Annotated in this window: 16 protein-coding genes; 4 read left to right on the top strand and 12 right to left on the bottom strand. The window is 63.9% G+C overall.

Annotation, left to right across the window (positions count from 1 at the left end; translation table 11 throughout):
- Positions 1–58: 58 nt before the first annotated feature.
- Both betB and betI read right to left on the bottom strand, forming a co-directional pair.
- Positions 59–1,528 (bottom strand): betaine-aldehyde dehydrogenase, encoded by a 1,470-nt coding sequence (gene betB, locus ACMGT0_RS29445; RefSeq protein ID WP_054060907.1) that lies wholly within the window; start codon positions 1,526–1,528, stop codon positions 59–61.
- Positions 1,529–1,635: 107 nt separating this feature from the next.
- Positions 1,636–2,229, bottom strand: coding sequence for a transcriptional regulator BetI (betI, locus tag ACMGT0_RS29440; protein WP_054060906.1), 594 nt, complete (start codon positions 2,227–2,229; stop codon positions 1,636–1,638).
- A gap of 477 nt (positions 2,230–2,706) precedes the next feature.
- Between betI and ACMGT0_RS29435 the strand changes: the two genes are divergently transcribed.
- Positions 2,707–4,659: a BCCT family transporter gene (locus ACMGT0_RS29435; RefSeq protein ID WP_239688118.1), complete on the top strand. Its 1,953-nt coding sequence runs from the start codon at positions 2,707–2,709 to the stop codon at positions 4,657–4,659.
- A gap of 351 nt (positions 4,660–5,010) precedes the next feature.
- Here the strand turns inward: ACMGT0_RS29435 and choV are convergent, their stop codons facing one another.
- The 3 genes from choV to ACMGT0_RS29420 all read right to left on the bottom strand — a co-directional run bounded on the left by choV (position 5,011) and on the right by ACMGT0_RS29420 (position 8,048).
- On the bottom strand, positions 5,011–6,189 hold the full coding sequence (choV, locus tag ACMGT0_RS29430; protein ID WP_054060904.1) for a choline ABC transporter ATP-binding protein: 1,179 nt from the start codon (positions 6,187–6,189) through the stop codon (positions 5,011–5,013).
- Positions 6,186–7,031 (bottom strand): choline ABC transporter permease subunit, encoded by an 846-nt coding sequence (choW, locus tag ACMGT0_RS29425; protein ID WP_054060909.1) that lies wholly within the window; start codon positions 7,029–7,031, stop codon positions 6,186–6,188. The genes choV and choW overlap by 4 nt, the downstream gene beginning before the upstream one ends.
- Before the next feature lie 69 nt (positions 7,032–7,100).
- Positions 7,101–8,048: a choline ABC transporter substrate-binding protein gene (locus tag ACMGT0_RS29420; protein WP_054060903.1), complete on the bottom strand. Its 948-nt coding sequence runs from the start codon at positions 8,046–8,048 to the stop codon at positions 7,101–7,103.
- Between the two features lie 441 nt (positions 8,049–8,489).
- On the opposite strand from ACMGT0_RS29420, the gene ACMGT0_RS29415 reads away from it, so the two are divergent.
- The gene (locus ACMGT0_RS29415) at positions 8,490–9,866 is read left to right on the top strand and encodes an L-serine ammonia-lyase (RefSeq protein WP_054063508.1); all 1,377 of its coding nucleotides are present in this window, start codon (positions 8,490–8,492) and stop codon (positions 9,864–9,866) included.
- A gap of 552 nt (positions 9,867–10,418) precedes the next feature.
- Positions 10,419–11,522 carry a GlxA family transcriptional regulator gene (locus ACMGT0_RS29410; protein WP_017902435.1) on the top strand — a complete coding sequence of 368 codons (1,104 nt, stop codon included), beginning with the start codon at positions 10,419–10,421 and terminating at the stop codon, positions 11,520–11,522.
- Between the two features lie 216 nt (positions 11,523–11,738).
- Here ACMGT0_RS29410 and ACMGT0_RS29405 read toward each other — a convergent pair whose 3' ends face one another.
- From ACMGT0_RS29405 to ACMGT0_RS29380, 6 genes are all read right to left on the bottom strand, one after another.
- Positions 11,739–12,002, bottom strand: coding sequence for a hypothetical protein (locus ACMGT0_RS29405; RefSeq protein ID WP_054060901.1), 264 nt, complete (start codon positions 12,000–12,002; stop codon positions 11,739–11,741).
- 381 nt (positions 12,003–12,383) lie between these two features.
- A complete protein-coding gene (locus ACMGT0_RS29400; RefSeq protein WP_054060900.1) occupies positions 12,384–13,547 on the bottom strand; it encodes a gamma-butyrobetaine dioxygenase in 1,164 nt (387 codons plus the stop codon).
- Positions 13,548–13,571: 24 nt separating this feature from the next.
- Positions 13,572–14,048, bottom strand: a complete 477-nt coding sequence (locus tag ACMGT0_RS29395; RefSeq protein WP_054060899.1) for a thioesterase family protein — start codon at positions 14,046–14,048, stop codon at positions 13,572–13,574.
- Between the two features lie 96 nt (positions 14,049–14,144).
- On the bottom strand, positions 14,145–15,110 hold the full coding sequence (locus ACMGT0_RS29390) for an L-carnitine dehydrogenase (RefSeq protein ID WP_054064607.1): 966 nt from the start codon (positions 15,108–15,110) through the stop codon (positions 14,145–14,147).
- 99 nt (positions 15,111–15,209) lie between these two features.
- Positions 15,210–16,097, bottom strand: coding sequence for a 3-keto-5-aminohexanoate cleavage protein (locus ACMGT0_RS29385; RefSeq protein WP_054058516.1), 888 nt, complete (start codon positions 16,095–16,097; stop codon positions 15,210–15,212).
- A 72-nt stretch (positions 16,098–16,169) separates the two neighbouring features.
- Entirely contained in the window at positions 16,170–17,114 is a 945-nt protein-coding gene (locus tag ACMGT0_RS29380) for a choline ABC transporter substrate-binding protein (RefSeq protein ID WP_054058515.1), read from the bottom strand.
- A gap of 194 nt (positions 17,115–17,308) precedes the next feature.
- Between ACMGT0_RS29380 and ACMGT0_RS29375 the strand changes: the two genes are divergently transcribed.
- Complete coding sequence (locus ACMGT0_RS29375) at positions 17,309–18,253, top strand: GlxA family transcriptional regulator (protein ID WP_054058514.1); 945 nt, start codon at positions 17,309–17,311, stop codon at positions 18,251–18,253.
- Positions 18,254–18,292: 39 nt separating this feature from the next.
- Here the strand turns inward: ACMGT0_RS29375 and ACMGT0_RS29370 are convergent, their stop codons facing one another.
- Positions 18,293–18,709: a DUF3010 family protein gene (locus ACMGT0_RS29370; RefSeq protein WP_416770802.1), complete on the bottom strand. Its 417-nt coding sequence runs from the start codon at positions 18,707–18,709 to the stop codon at positions 18,293–18,295.
- Positions 18,710–18,732 lie beyond the last annotated feature (23 nt).

The following is an 18,732-nucleotide window of genomic DNA, read 5'->3' as shown; positions in this document are numbered from 1 at the left end:
CCTGTAGGAGCAGGGCTTGCCCGCGAAAACGGCCTCGCGGGCAATACAGGGCTCGGGGTCAGAACACCGAGACGTAGTCGCCCAGTTCGACCTGTACCGATTTGATGCGAGTGAAGTTGTTCAGCGAGCTGATACCGTTCTCACGGCCGACACCCGACTGCTTGTAGCCGCCGACCGGCATCTTCGCGTCGGACTCGCCCCAGGCGTTGATCCAGCAGATGCCGGCTTCGAGCTGGTGGATCACGCGGTGGGCGCGGTTCAGGTCACGGGTCACGAGGCCGGCGGCCAGGCCGAAGTCGGTGTCGTTGGCGCGACGGATCACTTCTTCCTCGGTCTCGTAGGTGAGGATGCTCATCACCGGGCCGAAGATTTCCTCACGGACGATGGTCATGTCGTCGGTGCAGTCGGTGAACACGGTCGGTGCGACATAGGCGCCGTTGGCGAATTCGCCACCCAGGCGCTCGCCGCCGCACAGCAGGCGGGCACCTTCTTCCTTGCCCTTGGCGATGTAGCCCAGCACGCTTTCCATGTGGGCGAAGCTGACCAGCGGACCGAAGTTGGTGTTCTCGTCTTCCGGGTTGCCGACGCGGATGCGCGCCACGCGCTCGACGATCTTGGCTTCGAAGGCGGCTTTCAGGTGGCTCGGCACGAATACGCGGGTGCCGTTGGTGCAGACCTGGCCGGAGCTGTAGAAGTTGGCCATCATCGCGGTGTCGGCGGCGCGATCCAGGTCGGCGTCGTCGAAGATGATCAGTGGCGACTTGCCGCCCAGTTCCATGGTCACGTCCTTGAGCGACGAGCTCGAGGCGCTGGCCATGACCTTCTTGCCGGTGTCGGTGCCGCCGGTAAAGGAGACCTTCTCGATGCGCGGGTGTTCGGTCAGCCAAGTGCCGACTTCACGGCCGCTGCCGGTCAGGACGTTGAACACGCCAGCCGGCAGGCCGGCCTCGGTGTAGATCTCGGCCAGCTTCAGGGTGGTCAGCGAAGTGACTTCGCTCGGCTTGAAGATCATCGCGTTGCCGGCGGCCAGGGCCGGGGCGGATTTCCACAGGGCGATCTGGATCGGGTAGTTCCACGCGCCGATACCGGCGACCACGCCCAGCGGCTCGCGGCGGGTGTAGACGAACGAGGTGGTGCGCAGCGGAATCTGCTCGCCTTCGATCGCCGGCACCAGGCCCGCGTAGTATTCGAGCACGTCGGCACCGGTGACGATGTCGACATAGCGGGTTTCGGAGTAGGCCTTGCCGGTGTCGAGGGTTTCCAGCACGGCCAGTTCGTCGTTGCGCTCACGGAGGATTTCCACGGCGCGACGCAGGATGCGCGAACGCTCCATGGCGGTCATGGCGGCCCAGATCTTCTGGCCCTTCTCGGCGCTGACCACGGCGCGTTCGACGTCGTCCTTGGTCGCACGCTGCACTTTGGCGAGAACTTCACCGTTAGCCGGGTTGATGGCATCGAACGTGGCATCGCTGCCCGCGTCGGTGTAGCCGCCGTCAATGTAGAGTTTTTGCAGTTCGAAACGGGCCATAGTGTCCTCGCAAGTGCATGAGTGGTTGACGTTGACCGTCGTGCGCGCCACAAGATCGTGACAACGCCGGGCGACAGCCGTTCAGGGGCCGAGCGGTTCTCTGTGCTCTAGCGCTCCTGCTTCGCCAGTTGCAAATCCATGTATTCGTAAGCGATCCGTTGCGCCTGCGCGGTGTCGAAAGCGTCTCCCGACAACGCGCCGCGCAACCACAAACCGTCGATCAACGCTGCCAGCCCCCTTGCCGCGCTGCGTGCCGTGGCAACCGGCAGGACGCGGCGGAACTGGTAACACAGGTTGGAGTACAGGCGCAGATCGTTGATCCGCTGCAACCTGTGCAACGACGGGTGGTGCATGCTGGCGGCCCAGAAGGCCAGCCAGGTTTTCATTGCAGGGCCATTGACCTGGCTGGCGTCGAAGTTGCCTTCGATGATCACCTGCAGATGCGCCCGCGGGCTGCCATCTGCCAGCGCCTGGCGGCGCGTGGCGACACTCTCGCTCAGGACATTCATCAGGTACTGCATCGTGGCAGCGATCAGGCCGTTCTTGTCCTGAAAGTAATGACTGATGATGCCATTCGAGACACCGGCCAGACGGGCAATCAGCGCAATGCTGGCGTCCCCCATTCCGACCTGATCGACCGCCAGCAGGGTGGCTTCGATCAATTGCTGGCGGCGTATGGGTTGCATACCGACCTTGGGCATCGTGCAGCTCTCCTTAGGCCCTCCGGCAGACGTGTCACGGCTACCGGCATGGGGCCAGTCTATTTTGTTTTGATTGAACGTTCAATCAACAAAGAATAAGATCTGCGACAAATCGTCGCTGCCTACAGGTCTTTCCTACGTGCGGTTGACGGAAAAACGACCTCCGAAAAAACGCCGAACCTGCGGGGTAGACACTCTGCGCAGGCCAGGACGGACATTGCGAACAGGCACGAAAGGCACCCGGCAGCACGGTAACGTCTTGCATAAGGTCCTGGCGCACCGGTTCAGGCGCAATCCACGCAAGTTCGAATTTTTTCGGGGTGTCTTTATATCACCCGCCGGTCGGCTGCCACCAAACCGATTGGCCGGGTGCCGTGTTGCCTTGTGTCTTTCTCTCGCACTGCCTGGAGCATCTGTGCAATGAGTTCTGCCTCTCTTATAAAAACTCCCGCCGAAAAGGTGCGGGTCAACGGTTGGGTGTTCTACACCTCTACCGCGTTGATACTGCTGCTGACCGCCATCCTGATCATCGCCCCGCAAGAGGCCGGCAAAATGCTCGGCGTCGCCCAGGCCTGGCTGTCGCGCAGCTTCGGCTGGTACTACATGCTGGTGATCGCCGCCTACCTGGTGTTCGTCATCGGGCTGGCGTTCTCCTCCTACGGCAAGCTGAAACTGGGCTCCAGACAGGACACCCCGGACTTCAGCTACGGCGCCTGGGCAGGCATGCTGTTCTCCTCGGGGATCGGTATCTCGCTGCTGTACTTCGGTGCTTCCGAGCCGCTGGACCACTTCTTCAACCCGCCCGAGGGCACGCCCGGCAGCAACGAGGTCGCACGCCAGGCGCTGCAACTGACGTTCCTGCACTGGGGCCTGCACGGCTGGGCGATCTATGCCCTGGTCGGCCTGGCGGTGGCGTACTTCGCCTACCGGCACAACCAGCCGCTGGCCCTGCGTTCGGCGCTGTACCCGCTGGCGGGCGAGCGCTGGGTCAAGGGCGCGGCCGGGCACGCGGTGGACGGCTTCGGCATGTTCGTCACCCTGCTGGGGCTGGTGACCAACCTGGGCATCGGCGCGATGCAGGTGTCTTCCGGCCTGGAAAACCTCTTCGGCATGCAGCACAGCAACACCAACCTGCTGATCGTGATCATCGTCATGAGCACCGTGGCGACCATCGCCGCCGTGTCGGGTGTGGAAAACGGCATTCGCCGCCTGTCCAACCTGAACATCGTGCTGTTCAGCGGCCTGCTGATCTTCGTGCTGCTGTTCGGCCCGACCCTGCATCTGCTCAACGGCTTCGTGCAGAACATCGGTGACTACCTCAACGGCGTGGTGCTCAAGACCTTCGACCTCTACGTCTACGAAAACAACGCCGAGAAGTCCGACCGCTGGCTGGGCCTGTGGACCCTGTTCTACTGGGCCTGGTGGATCTCCTGGGCACCCTTCGTCGGCATGTTCATCGCGCGTATTTCCCGTGGTCGTACCGTGCGTGAACTGGTGGCGGGCGTGCTGCTGATCCCGCTGGGCTTCACCCTGGCCTGGCTGTCGATCTTCGGCAACTCGGCGCTGGATCTGGTGATGAACCACGGCGCTGCGGAACTGGGCAAGACCGCCCTGGAACAGCCATCGATGGCGATCTACCAGTTGCTGGACTTCTACCCGGCGGCCAAGGTGGTGATCGGTGTGTCGATCTTCGTCGGTTTTGTGCTGTTCCTGACCCCGGCGGACTCCGGTGCGGTGATGATGGCCAACCTGTCGTGCAAGGGCGGCCAGGTCGACGAGGACGCGCCGCACTGGCTGCGGATCTTCTGGTCGGTGGTGATCACCCTGGTGACCGTCGGGCTGTTGTTCGCCGGCAACTTCGAAGCCATGCAGACCATGGTGGTGCTGGCCGGCCTGCCGTTCTCGGTGGTGCTGGTGTTCTTCATGTTCGGCCTGCACAAGGCGATGCGCCAGGACGTGCAGATCGAAGACGAGCAGGCCGAGCTGGCGGCCCGCGGCCGTCGCGGTTTCAGCGAGCGCCTGAGTCAGCTGGACCTGCAGCCGACCCAGGCGATCGTCCAGCGCTACATGGACAAGCAGGTTACACCGGCCCTGGAAGAGGCGGCGGCGCAACTGCGTAACCTGGGCCTGACGGTGCAGACGCAACTGGGCAAGTCCAAGAGCCTGATCGGCCTGCGGGTGGAAATGGAGGAGGGCAATCCCTTCGTCTATGAAGTGAGCCTGGACGGCTACCTGGCGGCACCGAGCGAATCGGCCCAGGCCGAGGGCGGTGAGAGCGAAGTGCGGACCCGTTACTACCGCGCCGAGGTGTACCTGCACAACGGCAGCCAGGAATACGACCTGATGGGCTTCACCCAGGAGCAGATCACCCGTGATGTGCTCGATCAGTTTGAAAGCCATCGGCAGCTCCTGGGCCGGGTCTACAGCTGAAGGTTGGTTGGGCGGTACAGTCGTTGCACCGCCCAACACCGCTCATCATCGGCAGATCACGGCCCTCAGGCCTGATGCCCACGCGCCCCACGGCCTGGCGCCCAACATCTCTGGGCCTGGTGCCAGCCCCCTCCCAGCTGACACCAGCCCCCTCTGCCTGGTATCACGTACTGCAGGAGCCGGGCTTGCCCGCGAATGGGTCCTTGAGTCCTGCGTTGCCCTGAAGGTCGCTTTCGCGGGCAAGCCCGGCTCCTACAGTATGTGGGGGATTACAGCAGTACGGTGTGGGATCATTTGGGTGCTTCACAAACAGGAACGCCGCGAGAGTCTCGCGGCGTTCCTGCATCTGGCTTAGCCCAGGTTCTTGCCCAGCAACGCGTGATACAGCTCGCTGTCGCCAAGAATCCCCACCACCCTGTTGTTGTCGTGCAGCACCAGCTTGTTGCCGGTCTGGTAACGGATCTGCAGGGCATCGCGCATGCCGATGTTGGAGTCCACCAGGGTCGGGCTGCGACCCAGGGTTTCCACCGCCTGGCCCTGGACCCAGCTCTGCAGGTTCAGGCTGGAACCGTTCTGGCGGGCGCCCTTGACCGTGTTGCCTTCGGCCAGGTCGATCCACGAGTCGCCGCCCGGATCGATGCACACCGAGCCGTTGACGCGCTTGCAGTTGTCCAGGCTGCGCATGAGGCTTCGGCCGCAGAGTACGTTGAGCGGGTTGGTATGGGCGACGAAGGTGCGCACATAGTCGTCCGCCGGATTGAGCACGATGTCCTCAGGCTTGCTGTACTGGATGATCCGGCCGTCCTTCATGATCGCGATACGGCTACCGAGCTTCAGCGCTTCGTCGAGGTCGTGGCTGACGAACACGATGGTTTTCGCCAGCTTGTTCTGCAGGGTCAGCAGTTCGTCCTGCAGGCCCTGGCGAATCAGCGGGTCGAGGGCCGAGAACGGTTCGTCCATCAACAGGATATCGGCGTCCATCGCCAGCGCGCGGGCCAGGCCGACCCGCTGCTGCATGCCGCCGGAGAGTTCGTCGGGCTTCTTGTTGCGCCATTGCGCCAGGCCCACCAGTTCGAGCTTCTCGTCCACCAGCTTGCGTCGTTCCTTTTCCGGACGACCCTGCATCTCCAGGCCGAAGCTGATGTTTTCGCGCACCGTCAGCCAGGGCATCAGGGCGAATTTCTGGAACACCATGGCGATGCGCTTGGTGCGCATCATCTTCAGTTCGGCGGGCGTGCAGGAGGCGATATCGATCTGCCGACCTTCATGCTCGACGAACAACTGGCCGCGGCTGACGGTGTTCAGACCGTTGATGCAGCGCAGCAGGCTGGATTTGCCGGAACCGGAGAGGCCCATCAGCACACAGATCTCGCCCTTCTCGATTTCCAGGCTGGCATTCTCGACGCCGACGATCTGACCGGTCTTCTTGAGGATTTCTTCCCGCTTGAGGCCCTTGTCCAGCAACGCGAGCGCCTCGCGCGGGTTCTTGGAGAAGATAACGTCTACCTTGTCGAAGCGAATGATGCTCATGCGTCCCCCTTGACCTGTGCGTCGGGTTGTTTGCAGATACGGTCGAGCATGATTGCCAGCAATACGATCGCCAGGCCGGCTTCGAAGCCCAGGGCGATATCAGCGGTGTTCAGTGCGTTGACCACGGGTTTGCCCAGACCATCGGCACCTACCAGCGCGGCGATCACCACCATCGACAGCGACAGCATGATGCACTGGGTGATGCCGGCGGCGATGCTCGGCATGGCATGGGGCAGTTCAATTCGGGCGAGCAACTGGCGGCGCGAGCAGCCGAAGGCCTTGCCGGCGTCCATCAGTTCCTGCGGTACGTCCTGGATGCCCAGGTAGGTGAGGCGGATCGGCGCGGCGATCGCGAACACCACGGTGGAAATCAGCCCGGGAACCACGCCCAGGCCGAACAGGGTCAGGGTAGGGATCAGGTACACGAAGGTCGGTACCGTCTGCATCAGATCCAGGACCGGACGCATCAAAGTATAGAACACCGGCTTGTGTGCGGCGACGATGCCCAGCGGCACACCGATGACCACGCAGACCAGGGTGGCGAACATCACCTGTGCGAGGGTTTCCATGGTTTCCTGCCAGTACCCCAGGTTGAGGATCAGCAGAAAGGAAGCAACGACGAAGGCGGTCAGGCCCCATTTGCGCTGGATCAGGTGGGCGATCAGCGCGATCAGCGCGATCAGTGCCAGTGGGTTGAACCAGGCCAGCGCGAACGTGACGCCATGGATCATCGTTTCCAGTGTCGAAGCGATCGCATCGAAATAGTTGGCACCGTGTTTGGTCAACCATTCCACGAAGGCGGCGATGTACTGGCCCAGGGGGATTTTCTGTTCAGTCAGCATGGTATCGAACGTCCACATGCAGGGAAATAAATGCCGGTCCGGGCGGGCGACCCCGCCCGGTGTCGGCGGTTATTGCGCGAGCTTGGCTTTCACGGCTTCCAGGCCGGGTTTTCCGTCAATGGTGGTCACGCCAGCCAGCCAGGTATCGAGTACCTGTGGGTTCTTCTGCAGCCAGGCCTTGGCCGCGGCTTCGGGTTTCATCTTGTCGTCGAGGATGTTGCCCATCAGCGAGCTTTCCATGTCGACGGTGAACTCCAGGTTCTTCAGCAACTGGCCGACGTTGCTGCATTCCTGTACGTAGCCCTTGCGGGTGTTGGTCAGGACGGTGGCGGCACCGAAGTCCGGGCCGAAATAGTCGTCGCCGCCAGTCAGGTACTGGATCTTGAAGCGCTTGTTCATCGGATGCGGCGCCCAGCCGAGGAAGACCACGGCGGTGTCGCGCTTCTGCGCGCGATCGACCTGCGAGAGCATGCCGGCCTCGCTGGACTCGACCACCTTGAAGCCGGCGTCCTTCAGGCCGAAGGCGTTCTTGTCGATCATGCTCTGGATCAGGCGGTTGCCGTCGTTGCCCGGCTCGATGCCGTAGATCTTGCCGTCCAGTTCCTTCTTGAACTTGGCGATGTCGGCGAAGTCGTGCAGGCCCTTGTCATACAGGGCCTGGGGCACGGCGAGGGTGTACTTGGCGCCCTTGAGGTTGGTGCGCACGGTGTCGACGGTGCCGGCGTCGCGGTAGGCCTTGATGTCGTTTTCCATGGTCGGCATCCAGTTGCCGAGGAACACGTCCATGTTCTTGCCGTCGGCCAGGGACTTGTAGGTCACCGGCACCGAGATCATGGTGGTCTTGGTCTTGTAGCCGAGGGCTTCGAGCACGACGCTGGTGGTGGCGGTGGTGGCGGTGATGTCGGTCCAACCGACATCCGAGAAGTTCACGGTGCTGCATTGTGCCGGTTCTGCGGCCTGGGCCAGCAGGGGGAGACTCAGCATGGCGGCCAACAACAACGAGGGGGAACCTTTCATCGGGGTAGACTCCTATCAGTTTTTTTCTTGGCAGTGTCCAAAGGGACGATTGCGCTTAATTGTTCTGTTGCGGTTGGAGGCGTCGAGGACAGCTCTACCCCCGGTGCCTTGCAATCGAGTCGGGATTGATCATGTACCAGCCTGAAAATGTCGCCTACGGGGTGCGTCGTATCCAGTACAGGGGGGGTCGCATCCAGTGTCGATGAGGTCGCTTACAGACTTTTCGTCGAATTTTTCCGTCTCCTGGACGCAAAAAAACCGCGAAAAAAGCCTGTCGGCGGCGTCTGGCGTTGATGGACAAGATTGCGTCGGTACGAGACGACGAGCACCGATCCAAAAGGCTGATGATGTTTTCATCCCGGCGGATCGCGACTTCAGCGTAGCAGCCCCGCCACCGGGCGCCTGGCCGCCCGGCTCCCGTATCCAGAGGACTTCGCAGTCATGGCAATCAGTGTGTTTGACCTGTTCAAGATCGGCATCGGGCCTTCCAGTTCCCACACCGTGGGGCCCATGCGGGCGGCGGCGTTGTTCGTGCAGGCATTGCGCGGGCGCGACCTGCTGGAGCAGGTCCGGCGGGTCGAGGTGCAGCTCTATGGTTCGCTGTCGGCCACCGGCATCGGTCACGGCAGCGACACCGCGGTGATCATGGGACTGATGGGCGAATGGCCGGACGCGATCGATCCGTCGCAGATCGGCTTGCGCATCGCCACCTTGCGTGAAACCGACACGTTGCTGCTCGACAACCGCCTGCCGGTACCTTTTATCTGGTCGCGGGACATGCGCCTGCTCGACGAGAACCTGCCGTTCCACCCCAACGCCATGACCCTGGTGGTTTTCGGCGAGGATGGCGAGCTGCACCGCGACACCTACTATTCGGTCGGCGGCGGTTTCGTCGTCGACGAGGCGCAGGCCTCCAGCGGCGTGGCGGACATGGACAGCACCGTGCTGCCCTATGACTTCTCCAGTGCGGTGGAACTGCTCGAACTGTGCCGCAAGCACAACCTGCGCGTGGCCGAACTGATGATGGCCAACGAGCGGGTCTGGCGCTCGGAAGACGAGATCCGCAGCGGCCTGATGAAACTCTGGCGGGCGATGCAGGAGTGCGTCGAGCACGGCCTGCAGCACGAGGGCATCCTGCCGGGCGGGCTGAACGTGCGGCGGCGGGCGGCCAAGCTGCACCGCAGCCTGCAGGAGTTGAACAAGCCGAACGTGATCGGCTCGACCCTGAGTGCGATGGAGTGGGTCAACCTGTTCGCCCTGGCCGTCAACGAAGAGAACGCCGCCGGCGGGCGCATGGTCACGGCGCCGACCAACGGCGCGGCGGGGATCATCCCGGCGGTGTTGCACTACTTCATGAAATTCAGCGAGGCGGTGACCGACGCCAATGTCGTCGACTTCTTCCTGGGGGCGGCGGCGGTCGGCATCCTGTGCAAGAAGAATGCTTCGATCTCCGGTGCCGAAGTCGGCTGCCAGGGCGAGGTCGGTTCGGCCTGCGCGATGGCGGCGGCGGGTCTGGCCGAGGTGCTCGGCGCGACCCCGGAGCAATTGTGCAACGCCGCGGAAATCGGCTTGGAGCACAACCTCGGGCTGACGTGCGATCCGGTCGGCGGCCTGGTGCAGGTGCCCTGTATCGAGCGCAACGCGATTGCCGCGGTGAAGGCGATCAACGCCGCGCAGATGGCCCTGCGTGGCGACGGCCAGCATTTCATTTCCCTCGACCGGGTGATCCGCACCATGCGTGATACCGGGGCCGACATGCATGACAAGTACAAGGAGACTTCGCGCGGCGGGTTGGCGGTCAGTGCGGTGGAGTGCTGATCCTTTGGCGCTGTGCCGGTTCGCGGATGAATCCGGCTCCCACAGGTTTGTGGCGTTCATAATGTCTGTGCTCGCCGCCCTCTTGTGGGAGCCGGATTCATCCGCGAAAGCGCCAGTCGACTCTCCAAAGACTGAAACTGTGCACTAATCGCCCACTCCTCGCCGCCCGCGCCACCTTTTGGCGCGTCGCAAACAGATAACTGGGCCGTTGCCGCCCGCCTTGTCGGCAACGCTTCTCAGATACCCTCCAGCGTGCTTGCGGTGACACTCGCGCGCAGCGCTCACTTCGCCCGAAACACAAGTGCTACCGATCTGCTCAAATCCCCGGGGCACGCCGTCTACGCCAGTTTCCAAGGCCATAACCCGTACGTGCGGCAAGGGCTCTACAGACAGGCCGCCATGTCGTTTTCAGGAGTTATTGAATACGCATTCAAGTTTCGGCATGGCAATTGCTCTGTCATCACAAAGCGCCTTTTCCCACAGGGAACAAGAGCCATACAACAAGAGCCTCCGCCTGAGGCCATAACCCGCTTTGTGTGAGGAGATATCGCGATGACGTCGTTCAACTCCGGGGCCCAGCCTCAGAACCGTGCGCCTCAGTCCATCGGCTTCCTGCTGCTGGATAATTTCACGCTCATTTCCCTGGCCTCCGCGGTCGAGCCGCTACGCATGGCCAACCAGTTGTCCGGTCGCGAGCTGTATCGCTGGACTACCCTGAGCGTCGACGGTGGGCAGGTCTGGGCCAGCGACGGCTTGCAGATCACGCCTGACGCGGCCATGCACAAAGCCCCGGCGATGGACACCGTGATCGTCTGCGGCGGCATCGGCATCCAGCGCACGGTGACCCGCGAACACGTCTCCTGGCTGCAGGGTCAGGCGCGCCAGTCCCGCCGCCTGGGTGCGGTGTGCACCGGCAGTTGGGCGCTGGCCTGTGCCGGCCTGCTCGACGGCTTCGATTGCAGCGTGCACTGGGAATGTCTGGCGGCGATGCAGGAGGCCTTCCCGCGGGTGGCCATGAGCACCCGTCTGTTCACCCTCGACCGCAATCGCTTCACCAGCTCCGGTGGCACCGCGCCACTGGACATGATGCTGCACCTGATCAGCCGTGATCACGGTCGCGAACTGTCGGCGGCGATCTCCGAGATGTTCGTCTACGAGCGCATCCGCAACGAGCAGGACCACCAGCGCGTGCCACTCAAGCACATGCTCGGCACCAACCAGCCGAAGCTGCAGGAAATCGTCGCGCTGATGGAAGCCAACCTGGAGGAGCCGATCGACCTCGACGAGCTGGCGGTCTACGTCTCCGTGTCGCGTCGACAACTGGAGCGGCTGTTCCAGAAATACCTGCACTGCTCACCGTCGCGCTACTACCTCAAGCTGCGGCTGATCCGTGCGCGGCAGTTGCTCAAGCAGACGCCGATGTCGATCATCGAGGTGGCTTCGGTCTGCGGCTTCGTTTCCACGCCGCACTTCTCCAAGTGCTACCGCGAGTACTTCGGCATTCCGCCGCGCGATGAGCGCGTCGGCTCCAACACCGCCCAGCAGGTGGCGATGATGCCGATTCCGCAGGCCATGGTCCTGGCGCCGCTGTCCGGGCCGATGTCGGCCCTGAGCCAGGCCCGCAACGAGTCGACCTTCGCCAGTGTGCGTCTCTAGTGGCCTGTGTGGCTAATTCGCACACTCAAGTCCAGGGCCAGGGGTTTGAGTATTCGAATTAACCGTACAGGCCACTAGGCGCGTGATAAGGGACGCTTGCTGAAAGACACCACGCCCCCGGTTTTCCCGAAACCGGGGGCGCTGTCGTCTGGGGCCGCCGTTCCTGCCTGCGCCCACCGACGGTGGGCGGCCATTGCTCTGGGCAACGGCTGGGGATCAGGCGCGTTTTTGCTGCTGGTATTCGGCCAGGGCCGGCAGCAACTGCTTGTCGATGGCCTGGCGCACGGCCGGCAGGATCGTCGCGCTGCTGGTGTACATTTCCTTGACCATCTTGCGTAGCGCGTAGGCGCGGGCATCGTCCAGGCCGCGTACCGCATGTTCGCATGCCTGTTCGGCGGTGGCGCCGGTGGGTACTTGCAGGCCGAGGGACTTGAGCTGGCCCAACAGGTCTTCCTGGTCAATCAGATCTGCGTACATCATGGCGCTTTTCCTATTCAGGGCTGTTCGTGACTCGATTCTGGTAGGGCATGGGAGTGTCGGCAAGGACAGATTGTCGCGATGTCATAGATGCCTATGAACATGTCGTTTTCGGCAAAGTCGGGGCCCGGGTGAAGGCGCAAACTGATTTCCAGCTAGGCCAGTCGACGGTTTGGTCACCTTCTCGACGCCACTGCTGAAGACACTCTCTCACCCCGATCCTGTCACGGCTTGATCGGGGTTTTTTTTGCCTGTCCTGTCATTACGCCGCGTTATCGTTCTTCGCGGGCAAGCCCAGCTCCTACAAGGCCTGTGTCGTACATGAATGCTGTGCACGACACCGCCCCGTAGGAGCCGGGCTTGCCCGCGAATGCGCCAGGCCGGTCAGCGCTGCAGCACCAGGATGCGCGACAGCAGTTCATCCCGGTCGATGTAGCAGCCCTGGAAATGCCGCGCCCCGCTGGCCGGGTCGAAGGCATGGCGTGCGTGCAGCGTGCGGCGGTTGTCGAAGCACCACAGCTCGCCCGGGTTGAGCCGGCGCTGTACCTGGAAGCGTGCTTCGCGGGTCATGGCGATAAAGCGCCGATAGGCCCGGTACAACACCGGCATTTGCGCCATCGGCGCATCGAACGGCCCGCGCAGGAAGTTCGCCATGCGCACCTCGCTGACCTGGCCGAGACCGTCCAGCGCGATCACCGGTGCCAGGCAGCGATAGTCGCTGTGACGGTCCTTGTTGCGAAACTCCACGGGTATCCCGCTCAGTGCCTGGAACGCCGCCGGATCTTCGCGGCGCAACGCTTCGGCAATGGCGAAACCGTCGACGAAGAGGCTCTCGCCGCCCTTGGCCTCGTTGACCAGGCAATGCAGGAACTGCAGCCCCGGTTGCAGCTCGCGGGTCGGCAGGTCGGTGTGCAGCGGCAGGTTGAAGGCGGTGTAGGCGTTGCTGTCGGCATCGGCCTTGGACTGCACGTTGAACAGCACGCCGAAGTTGGTCTGGCGGATGAACGCGATCAGTTTCGCCACCTCCGCCAGCGAGCCGGGTTCGGTGGGCACGCCACGGACCTGGGTCAGGCCGATGTCGCGCAGCGCCAGCAGCCATTGCAGCAGTGCCTGCGGGTCGGCCTTGAGCTCGGCGTAGTCGAATACCGGCAGTTCCAGGCTGCTGTCCCACAGGCGGCTTTTCGGCTTGCCGGCCTGGCGCTCGGCACGTGAGGCGTCATCGTAGGCGTGGGCCCGCAGCCAGCCCGGATCGAAGCGGCTGGCATGGCCGTCCTGCCAGTCGATACACAGGCAGCCGGTGTCGTCGATGCGCGCTGCGGCGGGGGCCAGATCCTCGGGCACGTCGACGATCTCCAGCACCTGCTCGCGGGTCACCGTGTACACGCACTGCGGGCACGGGCAGTTGTCCCGCAGCCATGGGTGATGGAAGGGGCTGACCCGGCCATCGGCCCAGCTCACCCGAACCTGGTCCGCCACTGTTTGCACGGCGGTCAGGGCACTGATCAGCGGATAACGGCGGTAGTCGGCAAAAGCGGCGGCGGTGTTCACGGCGAGCTCCTTTTCGTTGTGTGGTTATCTCTTGCCTGGCAGTGCGATCACCCGGCCGATGTACTCGGGCATTGGCAGTTCGCTCTGTTCGTCGAGCAGGGCTTGCAGGCGTTCCAGCACGGCTTCGCTGAACGGCGCCGAGCGCGGGCCGGCGAGGTCGACGTGGAGCAGCATCTGCTCGTTGCCGGCCAGCTCCTTGTCGCCGCCCACCAGGTGCAGGCTGTGGTAGAGGTGCAGGCGCTTGGCGTCGTGGGCGATGATCCGGGTGTGCACCTCGACCTGGGCACCGAGTTTCACCTCGTGCAGGTAGTTCAGGTGCAGTTCCAGGGTGAACAGCGAACTGCCGGTGGCTTCGCGGTTGTCGCTGTCCAGGCCCAGGCGGTCCATCAGGGCATCGGTGGCGTAGCTGAAGATCAGCAGGTAGAAGGCGTCACGCAGGTGGCCGTTGTAGTCGACCCAGTCGGGAATGACGGTGGTGGTGTAGGTGGTGAGGTGGGGCATGTGCAGGCTCCCGAATGTGAATGGATCGCAGTGGGTGTCGTCAGGGCGGGCGCTTTCGCGGGCTCGCCCGCGAAAGCGCCCCCGGCCCCGCTGAACTTACTCGCTGAAGCTCATGCCATGTTTGGCCTTGGTGCTCTTTACCGCATCCAGCACCGCCAGCAGGCAGTCATCGCGATAGCGCTCCAGCGCCGAAATGCTGTGGCGGCCCAACTGCTCGCTGGTGCCCTCGACCACGTCGTCGATCAGCTTGTCGGTCAGTTCCGGCGCCGGCAGGTAGGTCCACGGCAGTTGCAGGGCAGGGCCGAACTGGGCCATGAAGTGGCGCATGCCGGCATCGCCACCGGCCAGGGTGTAGGTCAGGAAGGTGCCCATGAACGACCAGCGCAGCCCGGCGCCGAAGCGGATCGCGTCGTCGATTTCGCCGGTGCTGGCAACGCCGTCGTTGACCAGGTGCAGCGCCTCGCGCCACAGCGCTTCGAGCAGGCGGTCGGCGATGAACCCTGGGACTTCCTTGCGCACGTGCAGCGGGCGCATGCCGAGGGATTCATAGACCTTGATCGCCGCCTGCACGGCTTGCGGCGCGGTCTGCCTGCCGCCGACCACTTCCACCAGCGGCAGCAGGTACACCGGGTTGAACGGGTGGCCGACCACGCAGCGTTCCGGGTGGGTGGCGCCTTCGTAGAACTCGCTGGGCAGCAGACCTGAGGTGCTGGAGCCGATCAGCGCGTTGGGCTTGGCCGCGGCGCTGATCTTGGCGTGCAGCTCGAGTTTCAATTCCAGGCGTTCCGGGGCGCTTTCCTGGATGAAGTCGGCGTCTTTCACGCATTCCTCGATGGTGGCGACGAAGCGCAGGCGGTCCTGGGAGGCACCGGGCGCCAGGCCCTGTTTCTCCAGGGCGCCCCAGGCGTTGGCGATGCGCTTGCGCAGGGCCGCCTCGGCGCCGGGCGCCGGGTCCCAGGCGATCACGTCGAGGCCGTGGGCGAGGGCGCGGGCGACCCAGCCGCTGCCGATGACACCGCTGCCGAGGGCAGCGAAGGTTTTGATCTCAGTGATAAAGCTCATGACGAATTCCTGCATGGTCGGAGGTGGGTAATGCGGTCCCTTGTAGGAGCGTCGGCCGGCCACTCCTACAGGATTTGTGGTGTTCTTTCGGGGGGCGGCTCAGCCGCGCTTGGCCAACCCCATCTTCGCGCGGCCCTCGGCCGGGGTCAGGACGCGGGCGCCCAGGCGGCTGAGGATTTCCGTGGCCCGCTCGACCAGTTGGCCGTTGGTCGCCAGCACGCCCTTGTCCAGCCACAGGTTGTCTTCCAGGCCGACCCGCACGTTGCCGCCCAGCAGCACTGCCTGCGCGGCCATCGGCATCTGCATGCGGCCGATGCCGAAGCCGGCCCAGACCACGTCCGGCGGCAGGTTGTCGACCATGGCCTTCATGGTGGTGGTATCGGCCGGTGCGCCCCATGGGATGCCCAGGCACAGCTGGAACAGCGGGTTGTCCAGCAGGCCTTCCTTCATCATCTGCTTGGCGAACCACAGGTGGCCGGTATCGAAGATCTCCAGCTCGGCCTTCACCCCCAGTTCCTGGATACGCTTGGCGCCGGCGCGCAGTTGCGCCGGGGTGGAGACGTAGATGGTGTCGCCGTCGCCGAAGTTGAGAGTGCCGCAGTCCAGGGTGCAGATTTCCGGCAGTAGGGCCTCGACATGCGCCAGGCGGGTCAGCGGGCCGACCAGGTCGGTATTCGGGCCGAACGCCATGGGGTTCTCGCCGGCGCCGATTTCCAGGTCGCCGCCCATGCCGGCGGTGAGGTTGACGATGATGTCGACGTCCGCCTCGCGGATGCGCTCCATCACTTCGCGGTACAGCGCCACGTCGCGGCTGAACTTGCCGGTTTCGGGGTTGCGGACGTGGCAGTGCACCACCGTGGCGCCGGCCTTGGCCGCCTCGACGGCCGCTGCGGCGATCTGCTTGGGCGTGACCGGCACGTGTGGGCTCTTGGCGGTGGTGTCGCCAGCACCGGTGAGTGCGCAGGTGATGATGACGTCGTGGTTCATGGTGCGGGTTCCTTACAGGCGTGGTGGTTCACACCGCAGCCGACAGGGCTGCGGGGGATGATGGGCATCGGGTTACTGGCTGGTCAGCTGCAGGTTCCCGGCGGCCGGGCGGCCATCGAAAGTGGTCACCCCCTGCAGCCAGCGGGCCTGGTCCTGCGGGTGGTCCTTGAGCCACTGGCGGGCCGATTCGAGGGCGTCCTTGTGGTCGAGCAGCGGTTGCATCATCCGGCTCTCGTCCTCGGCGCTGAAGGTCAGGTTGGTCAGCAGCCGGTTGATGTTCGGGCACTGCTCGGCGTAGGTCGGCGAGGTCACGGTCCACACCGTCGCCATGCCTTCGTTCGGGCCCAGGGCATCCTCGCTGCCGGTGAGGTAGGTCATCTGCACGTTGACGTTCATCGGGTGCGGCGCCCAGCCGAAGAACACCACGGCCTCCTTGCGCCGCACGGCGCGGTCGACGGCGGCGAGCATGCCGGCCTCGCTGGACTCCACCAGCTGGAACTTGCCGAGGCCGAACTGGTTCTTGGCGATCATTGCCTTGATCTGGGTATTGGCGCCCGAACCGGGTTCGATGCCGTAGATCTTGCCGCCCAGCTCCTTCTCGAATTTGGCGATGTCGGCGAAGGTCTTCAGGCCCTTGTCGGCCAGGTAGGTGGGCACCGCCAGGGTCGCGCGGGCGTCCTTGAGGCTCGGCTCGGCCAGCACCTTGACCTGCCTGGCGTCGACGAACGGGGTGATGGTCTGGGTCATCAGCGGGTTCCAGTAGCCGAGGAACAGGTCCAGGCGCTGGTCGCGGATGCCGGCGAAGATGATCTGCTGGGAGGCGCTGGTCTGCTTGACCTGGTAGCCGAGGCCTTCGAGCAGCACCTGGCTCATGGCGCTGGTGGCGATCACGTCGGTCCAGTTGACCACGCCGAGGCGGACGTTCTGACAGGAGGCCTGGTCGGCGGCCATCACGCTGGCGTTCAGGAGCGCGGCGCCGGTGAGTGCGAGTGCACAGCGGCTGATCAGTCGTTTCATGCGGGTATCCTCGGCAGGTCGTTATTGTCGGTTCCGGCGTCTGATGCGCCGGTGATGCTCAAGTTACGCAGCCTGGGTGATCTGAAAACGCCCTACGGCGACCGACTCTTGCACTGCGGCGACCAGCGCTATTGCTCCTGCCTGCGAACTGGCGTATCACAGCGACAACGCTACCCGTCTTGCGAGTGCGCTCCATGTCCCAGGATCTCTATTTCTTGTTGATGCCAGGTTTTTCGGCGATGGGCTTCATCTCGGCGATCGAACCGCTGCGCGTGGCCAATCGCTTTCGCGGCGAGCTGTATCGCTGGCACGTGCTGAGCGCGGATGGCGGCGCGGTGCTGGCGAGCAACGGCATGTCGGTCAACGCCGACGCGGCACTGGAACCCCTGAAGAAAGGTGCGACCCTGCTGGTGGTCGCCGGCTTCGAGCCGCTGAAATTCGTCACCCCGGCCCTGGAACACTGGTTGCGCCGCCTGGACGGCGAGGGTGTCACCCTGGGCGGCATCGACACCGGCAGCGTGGTGCTGGCCGAGGCCGGCCTGCTTGAGGGCCATCGGGTGACGTTGCACTGGGAGGCACTGGAGGCGTTCAAGGAGTCCTATCCACAGTTGGAAGTGACCCAGGAACTGTTCGAGATCGACCGTCGGCGGATCACCTGTGCCGGCGGTACGGCGTCGATCGACATGATGCTCGACCTGATCGGCCAGGCCCATGGCCCGGAACTGGCGATCCAGGTGTCGGAGCAGTTCGTGCTCGGGCGCATTCGCCCGCGCAAGGACCACCAGCGCATGCAGATCGCCACGCGTTACGGCATCAGCAACAAGAAGCTGGTGCAGGTGGTCGGCGAGATGGAGCAGCACATGGAACCGCCCCTGAGCACGCTGGAGCTGGCGCAGTCGATCAAGGTGACACGACGCCAGCTGGAGCGGCTGTTCCGCCTCCACCTCAAGGACACCCCGAGCAACTTCTACCTGGGCCTGCGCCTGGAAAAGGCCCGGCAGTTGTTGCGCCAGACCGACATGAGCGTGCTGGAGGTGAGCATCGCCAGTGGCTTCGAGTCGCCGTCGTACTTCACCCGCAGCTACCGGGCCCGGTTTGCCCAGTGCCCGCGCGAGGACCGGCGGGCGCTCAAGGTCTAGCGGCGTGCTGTGGAGCCGGCGGTGCGCCGGTGCCCGGCGCTACTTCTTCAGCAGCGCCGCACAGGCCGCCTTGTAGGCTTCGTGCTGGTACTTGTTCAGCGTGCCCGGCAGATCGAAACCGTGCTTCTTGTGCTGGGCATTGAGGGTCTGCGGCGACAGCAGCGTCACTTCGCAGTGGTCCAGCAGTTGCACGATGCCCTCGATCTTGAAGGTGGTCGGCCCGCCGGCGAACTCGCCTTTCTTGCTGCGTTTCCTGATGGCGATGCGAGTGATGCCATTGGTCTCGACGAACGCCCGCAACTGGCTGGCGAAGGCCCTGACGTTGGCAGCTTCGTCATCATCGTCCAGGGCGATCTTCCTGACGCGGGTGGCAACATGTTCGGGGCTCGTACCCTGCAGGGTGGCGAGGGCGAAGATGGCTTCGCTGCCCTTGATTTCGATACCGCAGATAGTCATTTGAATCCTTAGTAGCCCGTTTG

The organism is Pseudomonas sp. RHF3.3-3, from assembly GCF_048069595.1.
Taxonomy (GTDB): Bacteria; Pseudomonadota; Gammaproteobacteria; order Pseudomonadales; family Pseudomonadaceae; genus Aquipseudomonas; species Aquipseudomonas fuscovaginae_B.
This window is presented reverse-complemented; position numbering and strand designations above follow the sequence as displayed.